This window comes from Marinitoga lauensis (assembly GCF_004135675.1).
GTDB classification, from domain to species: domain Bacteria; phylum Thermotogota; class Thermotogae; order Petrotogales; family Petrotogaceae; genus Marinitoga; species Marinitoga lauensis.
In genome coordinates this window covers 274,204-291,464 of the sequence record NZ_QHLX01000002.1, presented here as the reverse complement: position 1 = coordinate 291,464, position 17,261 = coordinate 274,204, and the positions used below count along the sequence as shown (strand labels likewise).

General features: G+C 27.8%; 14 protein-coding genes and 4 pseudogenes. All 18 read left to right on the top strand.

Translation table 11 applies throughout. The features are described from left to right. Nucleotides 1–15 precede the first annotated feature (15 nt). The 18 genes and pseudogenes from DJ007_RS04470 to DJ007_RS04375 all read left to right on the top strand — a co-directional run bounded on the left by DJ007_RS04470 (nucleotide 16) and on the right by DJ007_RS04375 (nucleotide 17,248). Nucleotides 16–276, top strand: a complete 261-nt coding sequence (locus DJ007_RS04470) for a hypothetical protein (RefSeq protein ID WP_129408505.1) — start codon at nucleotides 16–18, stop codon at nucleotides 274–276. Then, entirely contained in the window at nucleotides 270–776 is a 507-nt protein-coding gene (locus DJ007_RS04465) for a hypothetical protein (protein ID WP_129408504.1), read from the top strand. The genes DJ007_RS04470 and DJ007_RS04465 overlap by 7 nt, the downstream gene beginning before the upstream one ends. Before the next feature lie 141 nt (nucleotides 777–917). After that, the gene (locus DJ007_RS04460) at nucleotides 918–1,172 is read left to right on the top strand and encodes a hypothetical protein (RefSeq protein WP_129408503.1); all 255 of its coding nucleotides are present in this window, start codon (nucleotides 918–920) and stop codon (nucleotides 1,170–1,172) included. Then, nucleotides 1,169–1,750 (top strand): hypothetical protein, encoded by a 582-nt coding sequence (locus DJ007_RS04455; protein WP_129408502.1) that lies wholly within the window; start codon nucleotides 1,169–1,171, stop codon nucleotides 1,748–1,750. Before DJ007_RS04460 ends, DJ007_RS04455 begins: the two co-directional genes overlap by 4 nt. A gap of 252 nt (nucleotides 1,751–2,002) precedes the next feature. Next, nucleotides 2,003–3,406 carry a hypothetical protein gene (locus DJ007_RS04450; RefSeq protein WP_129408501.1) on the top strand — a complete coding sequence of 468 codons (1,404 nt, stop codon included), beginning with the start codon at nucleotides 2,003–2,005 and terminating at the stop codon, nucleotides 3,404–3,406. A gap of 86 nt (nucleotides 3,407–3,492) precedes the next feature. Beyond that, nucleotides 3,493–5,076: an AmmeMemoRadiSam system protein B gene (gene amrB / locus DJ007_RS04445; RefSeq protein ID WP_129408500.1), complete on the top strand. Its 1,584-nt coding sequence runs from the start codon at nucleotides 3,493–3,495 to the stop codon at nucleotides 5,074–5,076. Nucleotides 5,077–5,092: 16 nt separating this feature from the next. Further along, on the top strand, nucleotides 5,093–5,398 hold the full coding sequence (locus DJ007_RS04440; RefSeq protein ID WP_129408499.1) for an Asp23/Gls24 family envelope stress response protein: 306 nt from the start codon (nucleotides 5,093–5,095) through the stop codon (nucleotides 5,396–5,398). 48 nt (nucleotides 5,399–5,446) lie between these two features. Next, the gene (locus DJ007_RS04435) at nucleotides 5,447–7,099 is read left to right on the top strand and encodes a DAK2 domain-containing protein (protein ID WP_129408498.1); all 1,653 of its coding nucleotides are present in this window, start codon (nucleotides 5,447–5,449) and stop codon (nucleotides 7,097–7,099) included. Between the two features lie 11 nt (nucleotides 7,100–7,110). Next, nucleotides 7,111–7,967: pseudogene (locus DJ007_RS19680) on the top strand (glycine--tRNA ligase subunit alpha). Then, nucleotides 7,939–9,992, top strand: a pseudogene (gene glyS, locus DJ007_RS04420) (glycine--tRNA ligase subunit beta). The pseudogenes DJ007_RS19680 and glyS overlap by 29 nt, the downstream one beginning before the upstream one ends. 63 nt (nucleotides 9,993–10,055) lie before the next feature. After that, nucleotides 10,056–11,177, top strand: a complete 1,122-nt coding sequence (locus DJ007_RS04415) for a TM0106 family RecB-like putative nuclease (protein ID WP_129408495.1) — start codon at nucleotides 10,056–10,058, stop codon at nucleotides 11,175–11,177. After that, nucleotides 11,174–12,074, top strand: a pseudogene (gene era / locus DJ007_RS04410) (GTPase Era). Before DJ007_RS04415 ends, era begins: the two are co-directional and overlap by 4 nt. A gap of 63 nt (nucleotides 12,075–12,137) precedes the next feature. Then, a complete protein-coding gene (locus DJ007_RS04405) occupies nucleotides 12,138–12,350 on the top strand; it encodes a hypothetical protein (RefSeq protein WP_129408494.1) in 213 nt (70 codons plus the stop codon). Between the two features lie 252 nt (nucleotides 12,351–12,602). Beyond that, nucleotides 12,603–14,207, top strand: a pseudogene (locus DJ007_RS04395) (IS1634 family transposase). Between the two features lie 199 nt (nucleotides 14,208–14,406). Continuing rightward, nucleotides 14,407–15,048 carry a PHP domain-containing protein gene (locus DJ007_RS04385; RefSeq protein ID WP_206076091.1) on the top strand — a complete coding sequence of 214 codons (642 nt, stop codon included), beginning with the start codon at nucleotides 14,407–14,409 and terminating at the stop codon, nucleotides 15,046–15,048. After that, a complete protein-coding gene (locus DJ007_RS15505; RefSeq protein ID WP_206076090.1) occupies nucleotides 15,039–15,230 on the top strand; it encodes a PHP domain-containing protein in 192 nt (63 codons plus the stop codon). The genes DJ007_RS04385 and DJ007_RS15505 overlap by 10 nt, the downstream gene beginning before the upstream one ends. Nucleotides 15,231–15,234: 4 nt before the next feature. Beyond that, entirely contained in the window at nucleotides 15,235–16,176 is a 942-nt protein-coding gene (locus DJ007_RS04380; protein ID WP_129408490.1) for a cation diffusion facilitator family transporter, read from the top strand. A gap of 4 nt (nucleotides 16,177–16,180) precedes the next feature. Continuing rightward, nucleotides 16,181–17,248 carry an alanine/ornithine racemase family PLP-dependent enzyme gene (locus DJ007_RS04375; RefSeq protein ID WP_129408489.1) on the top strand — a complete coding sequence of 356 codons (1,068 nt, stop codon included), beginning with the start codon at nucleotides 16,181–16,183 and terminating at the stop codon, nucleotides 17,246–17,248. Nucleotides 17,249–17,261: the final 13 nt, after the last annotated feature.

Genomic DNA, 17,261 nt, shown 5'->3' with positions numbered 1-17,261 from the left:
ATTGATTTTATTGAAATGATGAACTATTTTCTTCAAATAAAATATCATTCTATTGATTTTAATGACCAAAACACAAAAATTGTAATCTCTTCCCATAGCTATTTTGATGGAATTATATATAAGGAAATACCATATAAAACTTCCGATTATACGAAAATATTTAATTTTTATAATTTAATTTTAAAAAGTCCTGGCAATACTTTAAAAATAGGAGATGCAAATCTCGTTATTTTGCCTATTACATCATCATTTAGATGGAGTGGAATACAATGGTAATCAATTTTTATTTTAATAATAAATTTTTATATAGGTTTAAAAAAAATGGATTTGGTTCTAAAAAAATAAACATTATTGATTATTATGGCGTTATAATGGCTTTTGCTGATGAAATAGAAAGAAATAAATTCATCATAAAAAACTCTAAAAATTATAATATTTCCACTCAAAAGGTAAAATACGTCACTTTAAAAGAAAATATATATTATCTATATATCACCAGCAATATCAAAAGATTCAGGTATTCTATCTTTTTTGATTATACTATTCCTCTTAATTTTTTATTGTGGTTTTTTCTGGAGAAAAACAAATTCGATAGTGATTATATTTCTTTTAACGGTGATCTTTATAACATAATTTACCAGAGAATAGAAAATGATTATTTATACGGTGTATATTCAGATGAAAAAACTGGAAAAGAAATACAACTTGATGACAGGTTATTAATAAAAATTATAAATGAAATAAAAGGGGATTTTCTAAATGCTGTTTATGTTTAAATCAAGAATAAGATTTTTTCTTAATATTATTTCCTGGATTTTTCTGATTATGTCATTAATAATGCTATTTTTCTCATATGTAAGTTTTCAAAATAAAAAAGTTTGAATAAAATCGAGCAGATTAAAAAAAATGAAAATATTATGAGTGAGTATAATTTAAAAATTAACAGTGCAAGAAAGGCAAATAGTGAATTATTTGATTTTCTTGATTTTCTGGAACAGATTAAAACAAAGGTGTTTGTTCAGGCTATTGATTATACACCGGGGAGTTTGGATTCTACTATTTTAATAGAAGTCATAGATGGAATGAAAATCATTTCTCCATATCAAATAAAGGAAAAAGGAACATTTGACCTGATATATAAAGAATATAAAATACTGGAGCTGAAAAAATGATATACAGATTTTTATTTTCTATTGTTGCAATTATTTTTTCAATTTTTTTGATTAATCTAATTCCAGAGGATAATTTTAATAATATACTTATACCAAAATTTATTATTTCCGATATTGAGAGTAATTATGTTAATACAGCTATTTCAAAGGAAGAATTAAACAATATCCTGTCAAAATTAAAGGGAGAAAAAGGAGTTTTAATAGAAAAATTCAGATTAAAATCAAACTATGATTTTTTTTCAAATAAAAGTTATTCTTTGTATATAAAAAGGGATATTCCGGAGAATACAAAATTAAATGTGGGTTATAAAAATTCTGATTACAAAATATTTGATTTTTTAAATATAGATATGGAGAAGTTATGGAAAAACAGTTTAAATATGCATAATCCTGAGTTTTTTGAATTTTCTGGTGTGATTATAAAAAACGATCAAAAAGAAGCTTATATATATTTTAAAGAGTTATTGAAAAAAGTTACTGAGGGACAGAAAATAGGAGATTATAATGTATTAAAAATCTTTGATGATGGCATTTTATTATATAATGAATATGAAAAAAGATTTGAGGTGCTTAGATGAAAAAATCATTTATTATATTTTTATATTGCTTTCGTCATTATTTTTTCTTATGGTATAAAAATTGATTATATTGATAATAACAATATTATTGAGATTACAGGAATTTCTACAGATATTACTCTTTTTGAAAATGATACAAAAACAAATTATAAAATAAAATTTAATGGTATTAATTTTGAGAAAAAGGATTATATTTTACCTCGAGGTCCAATAAAAAAAATAAGTTTATATGATGATATTATTGAAATAGCAATGATTTTTCCTGGAGATATTATAATAACCAGAAAAGATAAAATTATTATTACTGCGAAAGGTAAAGATGCATTAAATAATGAAATATTTAAATTTAAAAGCATAAAAATAAAGGATTTACTCAGTTTATTGTTAAAAGAAATGGGATTTAATCAATATTATTTGACAGATATTCCGGATAAATCAATTTCACTGGACTTAAAGGTTTTTTACCCTGAAGACTTATTCAGAATAATACTTGATTCCACTGGTATTTATTATAATTATATCAGCACTAAAGATGTTTATATTTCTAAAAGCCCATTATATAGCATAGATTATCCAATAATAAGCTCAAATGATTCAACTATGAATGATGATGATGAAATTTATGTTTCTTTACAAACAAATATACCCAATTTTAATAATTTACTCAACCTTATAAGTTTAAAATTTGTAAAAATAAAAGATTCTTTATATGTAATTAAGGGAACAAAGGATAAAATTGAACTTGTAAAAAAAATCATTAATACTTTACCTAAACAAACAGAAAAGCAGAAAAAAATCATCATTAAAGATTCTCCAGAAATCATTAAAAATAAGATACATAAAGTATTTGAATATAATTTACCTCAAAAGGATATTATAAAAGTATTTAATATTGAATATTCAGAAATTACCAGTAATTTAATCTTACTTACAGGGTTTGAAGAAGATATTTCACTTTTTGAAGAATTTTATAATAAGGCATATGAAATATTTCAAAAATCAGAAGCAAATAAGAAACCCGATAAACCACCAATTAAAATATCAGAAGAACCCACTTCTGTTGCTATAGAAAACGATTCTACAATTACAATAATAGATACAGATATACCAATAGAAAATTTAACTGATACATTGGATTTAACGATTAAAAAAGTTGATGACACTATATATATCGTCAAAGGAAAAAACGTTGAAAATCTAAGTAATCTTATATCAAAAATACGTCAAATAAAAGAAATGAAAATTAACAAAAATTATAACGATAAAAATTTAAAGAACGATGAAAAAATTGAAATAATACATTCTAATCTGGATTTATTACCATTTAATAAAATTTTTAAAGATACTATAATCCAAAAGATAGATAAAAATTATATAATAAAAGGTACAGAAAAAGCAGTAAATACAATAAAAGATTTCAATGAAAAATATGATATTAAAGAAACAAAAGAAAGTTCTCCTGTTATATTGCCGAAAAAATTTTATTATTTCACTGTTAAAAATGATGAGTATAAATATTTTTCTATTATTCTAAAAAATTTAAATATTGATCATGAAATAATATATGAAAACAATACGGGAAAAGTATTGAAAATACAGGCTAGTGAAAGCGATTATAAAAATTTAAAAGAATTATTATCCTTAAAAATAATCTAAAAGAAAATGCTGTAAAAGAGAAAAAAATAGAAAATCTGACATTATATGAACTGGTAGAACAATATGCAAAAAATAATAATTATACATTGATAAATGATGAAGAACTTAAGAATATAACTATATACAATCCGGTATCTTTTAAAGATATTGAACTTTTATTAAGTAAAAATGATTATTATTTTGAAAAAGAAAAAAATGTTATAATTGTAAAGAAGAAAATTCCAAAAATAATATCTATAGAAATTGCTATAGTAGATTCTTCTATCTTAGAAGAAACCATACAGAAAATAGAATCAAAGATTTCTTCAAAAAGCATTATAGATTCGTTAAATCAGGGAATAATTAGCTCTCAATTATATAAAGAAATACTCGATACTGCTTTTAATGTTAATGATATTAATTCAAAATCAAATTCAAAACTCGTATCCAAGCCACGAATTATATTAAAATCCGGAACAAAATCAACATTTAAATCTGTATACAGAGTCCCTGTTATTCAGGAAAACTCTATCAGGTATATTGAAAGCGGTTTGACGCTGGAGATAGAAGCGAATTATATAGAAAATATGGATTTAATTGATATGGATATTGATTTAAAGGTTGGAGAACCTGAAAAGTCTACTGTTTCAGAATATAATGCAGAAAATTCAAGAGAAATTAATACTAAAATGATTTTAAAAAATAATTTTGTAAGTATTTTAGGTGGATTAAAAATAATGAAGGAAGAAAATTTAAATTCTGGAATTCCATTTTTAAAGGATTTGCCTGTTATAGGTTTTCTATTTAAAAGTAATGAACAAAGAAATCGAGAATATGATTTGAACTTATTTATATGGCCCAAATTAGTTAATTATGGGGCGATTAAAATGATTAGATACCCTGTGGTTGCAGGGAGTTTTTATCCTGAAAAAATAAGTGATTTAAATGATTTAATGGAGGAGTTTTTTGGAGAATTACCGGACATCCCAAAAAATTATATAAAACCAACAGGCTTAATTTCACCACATGCTGGTTTTGTATTTTCTGGAAAAACAGCTTCATATGGATATTATGAAATCTTCAAAAAAGGTAAAATAAAATCTGTTATAATTATTGGACCTAATCACACAGGTATAGGTCCAAATATTTCTGTATTTCCAGAAGGAACATGGTTCACGCCATATGGAGAAATAGAAGTGGATGAGAAAGCACGATTATTATTATCAAAATTACAGATAACTGGTGATTATTCGGCACATCATTACGAGCATTCCATCGAAGTTCAGCTGCCGTTTTTACAATACTTATATGGAAATACATTTAAAATAATCCCGATAATACTTGGAGATCAAAGTTTAGAAACATCGAAAATGTTGTCTCAGTCCCTAAAAGAAATTATAGATGATGGAACATTAATAATTGCTTCAAGTGATTTGAATCATTATGAAAGTCATGAACTGACGATAAAAAAAGATGAAAGAATAATAAAAGATTTAAAAGAATTGAATCCTGAACTGTTGTATGATGATATAAAAAAATATAGTATTTCTGCATGCGGATATGGATGTATAAATACGTTGTTATATATGGGTTTTGATAATGTGAGAATTTTATATCACACAACCAGTGCTGAAACTTTTGGCGATTATGAAAGAACTGTTGGATATTTATCTGCTATATTAGAAAAATAATTCTGGAGGTGTTATTATGATAGTTGAAACAGAACTTGGAACAGTTACTATAAAACCGGAAGTTTTTAATGAAATTGTATATAGAGCGGCATTAGAATCATACGGTACTGTGGATATCGGAAAGGGTGGATTTTTAAATAAGTTAACTTCTATGCTTCAAAAACCACAGGAAAAAGGTGTTGAAGTAATTGAAGAAAATAACAGAGTAACTATAAATTTATATATCTATATGGAATACGGTTTGCCTTTGAAGAGAGTTGCAGCTAATGCTCAGGAAAATGTCTATCATAGAATAAAAGAGGCCTTGGGGATGTCGACGTAGTTGTAAATGTAAAAGTCGTTGGAATAAAATCATAAAGAGGTGACTATAATGACTGAATTAAAGGCAAGAGACTTTTATGTGGCATTCAAAAAGGCTGCTGAAACATTGTTAGTAAATAAAGATGAAATAAATGCATTAAATGTTTTCCCTGTACCTGATGGTGATACCGGTTCTAATATGACTTCAGGTATGCTGGAAGCATGTGAATGGCTTGATAGAGTTAAAAACAAAGATAAAATAAAAGATGTAATGAAAAACATGCGTGATGGTTTATTAATGGGTGCAAGAGGAAATTCCGGGGTTATATTATCTCAGATTTTTAGAGGTTTCACTGAAGTATTGGAAAATAAAGAATCTGTAACAACTAAAGATTTTATTGAAGCTTTAAAAAACGCAAAAGAGGTAGCTTATCATGCCGTTATAAAACCAGTTGAAGGCACAATGCTTACATTGATAAGAAAATTAGCCGAAAGGGCTGAAACTGAATTATCAAATATAGATGATTTTGAAGAATTTATGGATAAATTATATGAAATTTCAGAGGAAATTGTAGAAGAAACACCTAAATATTTGAAAAAATTGAGAGATGCCAATGTGGTAGATGCCGGTGCTAAAGGTGTCAGCTATATTGTAAAAGGATTTAGAGATGCTATTAAAGGAGATACTGAGGTTAATCTTAAAGATATAGAGTCAGCATCTGCTGAGGAAATAAAAGAAATTGCATATGAAGAAATTAAATTTCAATATTGTACAGAATGCGTATTAAAATTACATGATCCAGAAATTTCTAAAGAGGGTATTGATAAAATCAGGGCATTTCTGGAAGAGATTGGTGATTCTATTGTATTGGTTCATCAGGGAGATTTTTTAAAAACGCATGTACATACAAATAGGCCTGGTAAAGTTTTTGAAGAATTTCTGGAATATGGAGAATTATATAAGGTAAAAGTGGATAATATGAAGGTTCAACATGAACACGTTGTTGAATCGACAATAGAAAATACTGCTAAAAAAGAAGAAGAAAATTTTGAATCTAACAATGAAAATTGGGGAATTGTTACAGTTTCTCCAGGTGAAGGCTTAACAAAAATTTTCAAAAGCCTTGGTGTGGATGCTGTTATATTTGGCGGTCAAACAATGAATCCAAGTGTTAAGGATTTTATGGATGCTATAGAAAAACTACCTCAAAAGAAAATATTGATTTTACCAAATAATCCAAATATTATTTTAACTGCAGAAAAAGTAGCTGATATGGTTGAGGATAGAGAGATACTGGTAATAAAAACAAAATATATTCAGGAAGGCGTTGCAGCGTTATTGGCCTTTGATGATAATATGAGCTATGATGAATTAAAAGAATCTATAGAATCTGAAATATCCGGTGTTGTTCCTATTCAGGTTACTTATGCTATAAGGGATTCTGAGATTGCTGGAGAAAAGATTAAAAAAGATGAATATCTTGTATTTGTTGGAAAAGAATTAAAGGCTCATGGTTTTGATTTAAATGAAACTGTATTAAAGGTATTAAAAGATAAAATTGATGATGGTTATGAAATAATGACCATTTTCTATGGTCAGGATATAGAATTAAAAACTGCCGAATTAATAGCTAATGAATTAATGGAAGAATTTCCTGATCTTGAGGTTGAAATCCATAATGGTGGGCAACCACATTATCCGCTGTTAATTTCATTGGAATAGGAGGAATTGACTTGTATATACAGGATTTAATATTAAAATTAGATAGTTTCTGGTCTGAACGTGGTTGTGTTATTGATCAACCATACGACATGGAAATGGGAGCTGGTACATACCACCCATCCACTTTTTTCAGAACATTGGGAAAAGACCCTTTTTATGTGGCATTTGTTCAGCCAAGCAGAAGGCCTACAGATGGTAGATATGGTGAAAATCCCAATAGAATGCAGAGATTCCATCAATATCAGGTAATATTAAAACCATCTCCAAAAGATTCTCAGGAAATATATCTGGAATCATTAAAGGCTATAGGTATTGATCCACTGGAACATGATATAAGATTTGTAGAAGATAATTGGGAATCACCAACATTAGGAGCATGGGAATTGGCTGGGAAGTATGGCTTGATGGTATGGAAATCACTCAATTTACATATTTTCAACAAATGGGTAGTATCCCATTAAAGCCAATTTCTCTTGAAATTACATATGGTATTGAAAGACTTGCTATGTATTTGCAGGGAAAAGATAATGTATATGAAACTATGTGGAATAAATATGTACCTTATGGAAAATTGTTTAAAGAAAATGAAAGGCAATTTTCAATTTTTAATTTTGAAAAAGCCAATGTGGAAACATTATATGGATTATTTGAGACATATAAAAAGGAATTTGAAGCACTAATAGAACAAAAATTATATTTACCAGCATATGACTATCTTATAAAAGCTGCTCATTCATTTAATCTTCTGGATGCAAGAAATGCTATTAGTGTAAATGAAAGGCAAAAATATATTTTGATAATAAGAGATATGGCAAGAAAAACTGCCCGCACATATCTGGATGCGATTGGGGCGAAGAAGAATGATTAAGTCATTACTTGAAATAGGTGTTGAAGAGTTACCATCAAGTGAATATGATAATATAATTAAACAATTATATACATATACTGAAGAGGAATTAAAGAATAGAAACATATCTTATTCTAAATTACAGGTGTTTATAGCACCAAGAAGATTTGGAATATTGTTAGAAGGATTACCCGAAAAGGAACCTGATAGGGTGATTGAGAGAAAAGGTCCTGCAAAAAAGGTTGCATTTGATGAAAATGGAGAACCGGCAAAACCTTACCAAGGGTTTTTAAGATCATTACAGAATGAAAATTATGAAATAGAAGAAAAAGAAATAAAAGGTAATATATATATGTTTGCAAAGATTAAAAAAGAGGGAAAAAGATTTCTGAAACACTTGCAGAAATTTATCCTTTTATAATTAAAAAATTGAGATTTAAAAAACCCATGAGATGGGGAAATGGCGATTTTGAGTTTATCAGACCTGTGCACTGGATACTGGCATTGCTTGATTATGAAATAATTGATTTTGAATTGTTTGGTATCAACTCATCGAGGAAATCATATGGTCATCGATTCCTTGGAAAAGGTGAAATATCAATATCACATCCAGATAATTATTTCTCTGAATTAAGAGAAAATTTTGTTATCGCTGATTATAATGAAAGAAAAGAAAGAATAATAAAAGAACTGGAAATGGTTGCAACAAACAATGAACTGGAGATTGAAAAAGACGAAGAGTTAATAAATGAAATTACTCAATTAACAGAATATCCAGGTGCTGTTGTTGGTAAATTTAATGAGGAATATCTTTCTTTGCCAGAAGAAGTAATAAAAATTACTATAAAACATCATCAAAGAAGTTTTGTTGCGAAAAAGAATGGTAAGATTAGCAATTATTATATAGCTTTCCAGGATGGATTAAGTGAAGAAGAAAATGTTACCAATGGTTATTCGAGGGTAATTAATGCCAGGCTTGATGATGCAAAGTTTTATTATGAAGAAGATTTAAATACATTACCAGATGCATATCTATCAAAATTAAATGAAATAACTTATCAAGCAGGATTAGGCACATATCTTGATAAGGTAAATGCGATAAAAGAAATTGCTAATTTAATTTCAAATATTTTAGATTATAAAAACAAGAACCTTTTAAAGGCAGCTGAATTATCAAAAATAGATATCCCAACACATATTGTGTATGAATTTCCTGAACTGCAAGGTGTAATGGGCAGGATTTATTTGAAACATCATAATTATTCTGAAGATGTATACATGGTTCCAGAAGAACATTATAAGCCAGTTGAAGAAGGTGATAATTTACCAACAGAATTAAACTCTTTAATTGTATCGCTGGCTGATAAATTATTTGATATTATTGGATTTTTTGGTATAAAGAAAATACCAACAGGATCAAAGGATCCTTTTGCTTTAAGACGAAAAGCCTATGGTGTTTTAAGAATAATTATAGAAAATAACTGGGATTTTGATTTAAATGATTTGATGAAAGAAATTGCTAAAATAATAAATGTTGAATATCTTGAAGAAGAAATTGCAGACTTTTTCAAAGGTCGTTTTGAAACGTATCTTTCAAAGAAAAACATTTCAACAGATGTAATAAATACTGTTATTATTAACTGGAAGAAACCATTAAGAGCTTTAATTTCAGCTCAGGCTCTTAATAAAGTGGTTCATTCTGATGATTTTACAGCCTTCATTAAAACATTCCAGAGAGTACAGAATATCTCAAAAAAACATGATTCTTTAAAATATGACGGAAGATTGTTTAAGGAAGAGGCAGAAAAGGAATTATTCGATAAGTATTTATGTGTAAAAGGTAAGATGGAAGAAAAGTTGGATTATTTAAATTATGATGATGCTATTGCTGAATTGTTGAAAATGAAAGATAGTATTGATAATTATTTTGATAATGTTTTTGTTATGGATAAGGATGAAAGTATAAGAATGAATAGACTTGGTTTTTTGAAAAATATTGCTAATTTATTCCTTGAGTTTGGTGATATTACGAAGTTATATAGCTAATTTTGACAGAGTATATTGATCGCAAGTTTTTAAAAAAGTGGAAATAGAAGTGGAGCTGGAAAAATGAAAATGGATCTGTTAAATTATCGAAATATAAAAAAATGTCAACATTTTGTACCTATTTATAAAAGACCAACTAAATACATTGAATTTAATTATAAAGGGCTTGATATTGTTACAAGTTATGATAGTTATGACGCAAAAAGAAAATCTGTAAAGATTTTAAGGGAATCACGTAAGTTAAAATTAAGTCATATTTTTCATATAATTTCGGTATATTTATATTTTAAAAATATGGGGAAAGAGGTTAGAGGCGTTGAAATTACCCTGGAAAATAAGGTTCATTATTTTTCTGAACGCTGGATAATGAGAAAACTCCCTTTGTTTAATAAAGAGGTTGAATCATTTAAAATCCCAAAAGAAAAAACTCCAGGAAACCATTGTAAATTCTGTAAAATAAAAGTTCAATGCCACAAGGAAATAATTAAAAAAGGCGATTTATCCGTTGTTCCTGGAATTTCAAAAAGTTATTTAAACCTTTTAAAAGATTTAAATATCAATCCTATAAAGGTAGTTGAATCGAATAAAATTGAACAGGTCCCTCCACAATTTCGAAAACCGTTATATAATTTAAAATCATTATTGACAGGTAAGCCAATAATAATAAGCAGATTTAATATTCCCCAAAAATATATTGTATATGATGTTGAAACGTATAGAGATTTAGATTTTCTTCATGGCATTTTGATAAAAGGCAAATATAAGCCATATTTGAATGTTGAAAATACAGATGACAATCTCGAAAGGTTTTTAAAATTCATTGATTCCACTAAAGAGACCATTGTTCATTATGATGTGTATGATATAAAAAGGTTACAAATGATTACAAAAAACATATCCCATTTGTATAAATATCTATATAAAATTGAAGATAGATCATATGATTTATACGAAAAGATCCAGAAAAATGTCGCTTTACCTGTAACTTCATATTCTTTAAAAGATATCAGTAAATTTTTTGGATATCAATGGAGAACAGATTTAAACGGTTATGCTATATTCATTGAATATAAAAATTATTTAAGAGGACATAAAGAGAGTTTAGAAAAGATTATTAAATATAATGAAGATGATTGTAGAGCAACTGCAATGATAATGGAAAGTTTAAGGGAGTTGATGAAATGAAAAGTGGTTTTGTAGCGGTTGCAGGAAAACCAAATGTTGGAAAGTCTACATTAATTAATGCGTTAATGAAAAGAAAGTAGTTATTGTTTCAGACAAACCCCAAACAACCAGAAATAGGATTAATTGTATTTTAAATACACCAGAAGCTCAGATTGTGCTGGTGGATACACCAGGAATACATAAACCTTTACATAAGTTTGGAGAATATATGGTAAAAATAGCTGTAAATGCCTTAAAAGGACAGGATTTAATATTATTTTTAATTGATCCTATTGATAAGGTGAGGGAATCTGATTTAAATATTGCCAGAATAATAAAAGAATCAAAAATACCTGTTATATTGATTATCAATAAAATAGATGCTGCTACTCCTGAAGAAATAAATGAAGCCAGAAATAGAATTAAAACTGTTTTAGATGAAAATTCAAATATTATTGCTGAATTTGAAATTTCTGCATTAACAGGGTATAATCTGGCAGAGTTATTGCAAAAGATAATCGATGTATTACCAGAAGGTCCACAATATTATCCAGAAGATATGACAACTGATAGACCTCTGGCTTTTATGATTTCAGAAATAGTAAGGGAAAAGATATTTCATTTAACTTCGCAGGAAATACCTCATTCTACTGCAGTTGTTGTTGAAGAAATAACTGATAAAGAAGATTTAGTATATATTAGAGCGGAAATATATGTCGAAAGACAATCGCAAAAAGGATAATCATAGGACAAAAAGGACGAATGATAAAGAAAATTGGTATGCTTGCCAGAAAAGACCTTGAAGCTTTACTGGATGATAAGGTTTATCTGGATTTGTATGTAAAAGTTAAGGATAAGTGGCGACAAAAAGATTCTATAATATTAAATACTATTGGAATGAAGGAAGATTTAGAATAATATTAAAAAAAGATAATTTGAGTCGATATATTTAATGGACCTAATTTAAAAGAAGGTGATAACATGATTAGTCCAGTTAGCGGTGTTTCATATCAATATACACCGCAAATTTCAAAACAGGCTCATGTTCAAGCTGCCAGAACTGTCCAACAAACATCTCAGGATTTCGAAAATTTACTAAATGCCATTGTTTATAAACAGGACGGGTTAACAAGGAAACTCGTGAGAATTGTTGGTGAAATGTATCAGGGTCAGAAGTTGGATATTCTCGCATAATGCGGGCTTTATGCCGCATTAATTTATTGTAGGAGGGAAATTATGTTATTCCTGAGTTTGACAGCGATTTCATGATTTTTGAAAAATCGAAACGGTAGAATGCGGGTTTGCGACGATGAAAAGGGTGAAAATTGGGGTTGAAAAATTTTTGTAGTGACACAAATATTTTTAACAATAGCGTTATATTCTTGATTTCATAATATTTTTGTGGTATAATAAGTAATGGTATTATGAAATCAAGAGGTGATTTTTGTGTTTTTGAGAGTAGTTAAAAATAACAAAGGTGTTGAATATTTAAGAATTGTTGAAAGTTATAGGGAAAATGGTAAGATAAAGCAAAGAACTGTTGCAAACTTAGGAAGGATTGACTCTTTTAGCGAAAATGAAGCGAAAAATATAGTAAATAAACTCATACAAATATTTGATTTAAAAATTATATTGATACAGAAGATATAAAAAAGGCACCGGATAAAAAGAATTACGGAGCCAAAGTAATAGTAAATAAGATATTCGAAAGATATGAGATGAAAAGATATTTTGAAAGACTGGATAAAGAAATAAAATACAATGCAGAAGAGATGCTAAAAATAATGGTGATGAATAGAATAGTAGAACCGAAAAGTAAATTGGGAATATTTAATAATTTAGAGTATTTTGGATATAACAAAGTGGAAGTTAAAAAAGAAAAAGACCTGGAAGAAAAAGATGTAATGCTGCACTGGTTATACAGAACATTGGATATATTGGCAGATAATAAAGAGTCGATAGAAAAACATATGTATAATCAAAGGATAAGTTTGTTTAATACAACGGTAGATTTAGTATTTTACGATGTAACGACATTAGCGTTTGAAACACAACAAACAAATGAAATATTACAAATGGGATATTCAAAAGATAAGAAATTTAATGAATCACAAATAGTATTAGGGATGTCAATAGATCAGGATAGAATGCCAGTTAGTTTTGATATATATGCAGGAAATACATTTGAAGGGCATACATTTAAAGATTCAATAGAAAAAATGAAAAAAGAATATCAATTAGGAAAAGTAATAGTAGTAGCAGATAGAGGAATGATGAGTAAAAAAAATATAGAAGTAGTAGAAAATTCTAATTATGAATTCATAGTAGGAAAATCAATAAAACAAATAAAAAAAGTAAATATATTTGAAGGAGAATTCATAGAACTAGCAAAAGGAATAAAATATAGAGAAGTAGAATATGAAAATAAAAGATTACTCATAATATATTCAGAAGAAAGAGCCAAAAAAGACAGAGCAGATAGACTACGATTAATAGAAAAAGCGAAAAAAATGTTAGAAGAAGGAAATATAGATTCAAAAAGTAAAAGAGGAGCGAAAAAATATTTAAAAGAACAGAATAAACAAAATTATATACTGGACATAGAAAAAATAGAAAATGATGAAAAATACGATGGATACTATGGAATAATAACAAACACAAAACTATCTCCAAAAGAAATATTAGAACAATATCATACATTATGGAAAGTAGAAGAAACATTTAGAACATTAAAAATTATCTTGAAACAAGACCGGTATTTCATTGGACACCAAAAGAATAAAAGGACATATTGTAATGAGTTTCATATCTTACATAATTCAAAGAACACTAGAATTAGAACTGGAAAAAAATAATGTTGAATACTCTCATGAAAAAATAAGAGAAGCTATTAAAAATATGGAATACATTGAATTTAAAACACAAAAGCAACATCTTGTAGCGAGAATGAATTTAAATAAATTAGGACAAAGAATATTAAATACATTAAATATTCCTGTACCAAAAATAATTTCACCCTATACAGAATTCAAAGAAAAATATAAAATTTAGGGGTGTAATGACACTTTTGTATTTAATAAAAAATTAACAATTGTTGTTTTTTAGAATAATTCTGCTTTTTAGAATTTTATTGAAAAAAATACTGTCAAACTCAGGAGAATTGTTGGTGAAATGTATCAGGGTCAGAAGTTGGATATTCTCGCATAATGCGGGCTTTATGCCCGCATTAATTTATTGTAGGAGGGAAATTATGTTATTGGATTTACATTCACATTCTACATTTTCAGATGGCACATATACTCCAGAAGATTTAATATTAAAAGCAAAAGAAAAAAATTTAATTTTATATTCAATTACAGATCATGATAATATTGATGCTCAAAAAGATGCAATTTATTACGCAGAAAAATATGGAATTAACTATATTACAGGTCTCGAAATTAGTTGTAAGTTTAAAAATATGTTTGATATTCTTGGATATAATATTTCTCTGGATAACGATGATTTAAATGCTGCTTTAAAAAAAGTGCAGAATTTTAGAAAAAATAGAAATAATTTAATGATTGAAAGATTGAATAGTTTAGGATTTGACATAACTCTGGAAGAAGTTATAAATGAAGCTCATGGTGATGTTGTGGGAAGACCACATTTTGCAAGAGTGTTATTGAAAAAAGGATATGTAAAAGATAGAGATGAAGCATTTGATAAATATTTAGGCGATGGTAAAATAGCTCATATCCCTAAAGAAAAGATAGAACCAAAAGAAGCTGTAAGATTAATTAAAAATGCAGGTGGATTCCCTGTTATTGCTCATCCTAAATATTTAAAACTATCTTATAATAAATTAAAAAATATTATTTTAGAATTAAAAGGGTATGGATTATGGGAATAGAGGTTTATTATCCAAAACATTCCAATGAAGAAATAAAAATGTTCAGGGATTTAGCTATAGAAACTGGTTTATATATCACCGCTGGAAGCGACTTTCACGGTGCAAATAAACCTGATATAGATTTAGGAATGAATGTAGATGACGAATTATTGGAAAAATCTATAAATGCATTGATGGGGTGAAGTAATGGACTATATTGAAAGAGAAAAGATTTCAACCAGATCTTCTTTGATTTCCATATTTACCAATGCTTTGTTAGCTCTTTTGAAAATTTTAATAGGATTTTTCACTCATAGTATGGCTATTTTAGCCGATGGACTTGATACGGCCACAGATATTTTAACCTCATTTATGACTTTAATTGCTGGTAAAATTTCCAATAAACCACCAGATATAGATCATCCATATGGACATGAAAGAGCAGAAACTATTGCTACAAAAGTTGTTTCATTAATTATTATATATGCAGGATTTGAGGTTTTAATTAATTCAATAAAAAGATTAATTAATGAAGAAATTATAATCGAAAACGCATTATATGTTGTGATTATTGCTCTTATTTCTGTTATTACAAAGTTTGCATTATATAAATATAGATTATCAGTTGGCAAGAAAATAAATAGTAATGCTATTATCGCTGATGCTTTAAATATGAGAAATGATATTTTAACTTCATCATCGGTTTTAATAGGTATGATAGTATTATATTTCACAGGGATATGGTGGTTGGATCCTGTTATTGCTATATTGGTTTCATTTATGATTTTAAAAACTGGGTTTGAACAGTTTATGGAATCTTCAAATGAATTTATGGAAAGTTCTCCAGAATTAAAGGAAATATATGATATTGTTATTACTGAATCTAAAACATGTAATTGTGTAAAAAATCCACATAAGATTAGAGCAAGAAAGTTCGGTTATAAAATATTTATTGATATGCATATTGAGTTGCCACCAGAAATGACTGTTAAAGAAGCAAATGATATATGCGCTAAATTGGAAAAAAAGATTAAAGAAAAAAATGATAGTATTAGAGATATTGTTATACATATTGAGCCATATGGTAACGCTGAAAAGGAATGTTTTGGAATTAATAGTGATAATATTAAAGATTTAAAGGGGGAATAAAAACGTGTATCCGGTTCTTCATATCTATCCTGAAAGAATAAAACATAACGCTAAAAACATTAAAAATCTTTGTGACAACCATGGAATTATGGTTACCGGTGTTACAAAGGTTGTTTCTGCTCATCTTGATGTTGCAAAAGCGATGGTTGATGCAGGGATTAAATCTTTAGGCGATTCAAGAATTCAAAACATTATTTATATGAAAGAAAATGGAATTAATGCAGAATTTATGCTCTTAAGAATACCTATGAAATCAGAACTCGAATTAGTAGTGGATTATGTAGATATTACTCTTGTTTCTGAATTAAAAACCGTAGAATGGTTAAATGATATAGCGAAAGAAAAGAATAAGGTTCAGGATATTATATATATGATTGATGTTGGTGATTTAAGAGAAGGTGTATGGTATGAAAATGCTGTGGAAGAAATTCTTCAGGTTCAAAAATATAGCAATATATGTTTAAAAGGAATAGGAACAAATCTTGGATGCTTTGGTGGTGTATTACCTTCTATTGATAATATGAATATATTGCTTGAAATAAAAAATGAGATAGAAGAAGTTTTAAACAGAAAATTGGATATTATTTCAGGTGGAAATTCTGCTGCTTTACCATTAATAGAAAATGGAACTTTACCGGATGGAATTAATCACTTTAGACTTGGTGAATCTATTATCTGTGGAACTGATGTTACCAACAATAGAAATGTTCCTGGAAATAGACAGGATACTGTTATTTTAGAAGCACAAATCATAGAATTAAAAGAAAAACCATCAGTACCTGTTGGAGAAATAGGTTTTGATGCTTTTGGAAGAAAACCCGTATTTGAAGATAAAGGTAAAAGATTAAAAGCTATTCTTGCTATAGGAGAACAGGATATTTCACCTGATGGATTGATACCTCTTGATGAAAAGATTGAGGTTTTACATTCCAGCAGTGACCATACTATAGTCGATTTAACTGACTCAGACCATGATTATAAGCTTGGAGATACAATTAAATTCAGGATGAGTTATGGTTGTTTATTAAAAGCCATTACCAGTAAATATGTTGAAAAAGTTATTGAGAAATAAAAAAGCCCTTTTC

What these genes read in the sequence shown, in the direction of transcription:
- DJ007_RS04470 (WP_129408505.1), top strand. Translation starts at nt 16, where the DNA reads ATGATGAACTATTTTCTTCAAATAAAATATCATTCTATTGATTTTAAT.
- DJ007_RS04465 (WP_129408504.1), top strand. Translation starts at nt 270, where the DNA reads ATGGTAATCAATTTTTATTTTAATAATAAATTTTTATATAGGTTTAAA.
- DJ007_RS04460 (WP_129408503.1), top strand. Translation starts at nt 918, where the DNA reads ATGAGTGAGTATAATTTAAAAATTAACAGTGCAAGAAAGGCAAATAGT.
- DJ007_RS04455 (WP_129408502.1), top strand. Translation starts at nt 1,169, where the DNA reads ATGATATACAGATTTTTATTTTCTATTGTTGCAATTATTTTTTCAATT.
- DJ007_RS04450 (WP_129408501.1), top strand. Translation starts at nt 2,003, where the DNA reads ATGATTTTTCCTGGAGATATTATAATAACCAGAAAAGATAAAATTATT.
- DJ007_RS04440 (WP_129408499.1), top strand. Translation starts at nt 5,093, where the DNA reads ATGATAGTTGAAACAGAACTTGGAACAGTTACTATAAAACCGGAAGTT.
- DJ007_RS04435 (WP_129408498.1), top strand. Translation starts at nt 5,447, where the DNA reads ATGACTGAATTAAAGGCAAGAGACTTTTATGTGGCATTCAAAAAGGCT.
- DJ007_RS04415 (WP_129408495.1), top strand. Translation starts at nt 10,056, where the DNA reads ATGAAAATGGATCTGTTAAATTATCGAAATATAAAAAAATGTCAACAT.
- DJ007_RS04405 (WP_129408494.1), top strand. Translation starts at nt 12,138, where the DNA reads ATGATTAGTCCAGTTAGCGGTGTTTCATATCAATATACACCGCAAATT.
- DJ007_RS04385 (WP_206076091.1), top strand. Translation starts at nt 14,407, where the DNA reads ATGTTATTGGATTTACATTCACATTCTACATTTTCAGATGGCACATAT.
- DJ007_RS15505 (WP_206076090.1), top strand. Translation starts at nt 15,039, where the DNA reads ATGGGAATAGAGGTTTATTATCCAAAACATTCCAATGAAGAAATAAAA.
- DJ007_RS04380 (WP_129408490.1), top strand. Translation starts at nt 15,235, where the DNA reads ATGGACTATATTGAAAGAGAAAAGATTTCAACCAGATCTTCTTTGATT.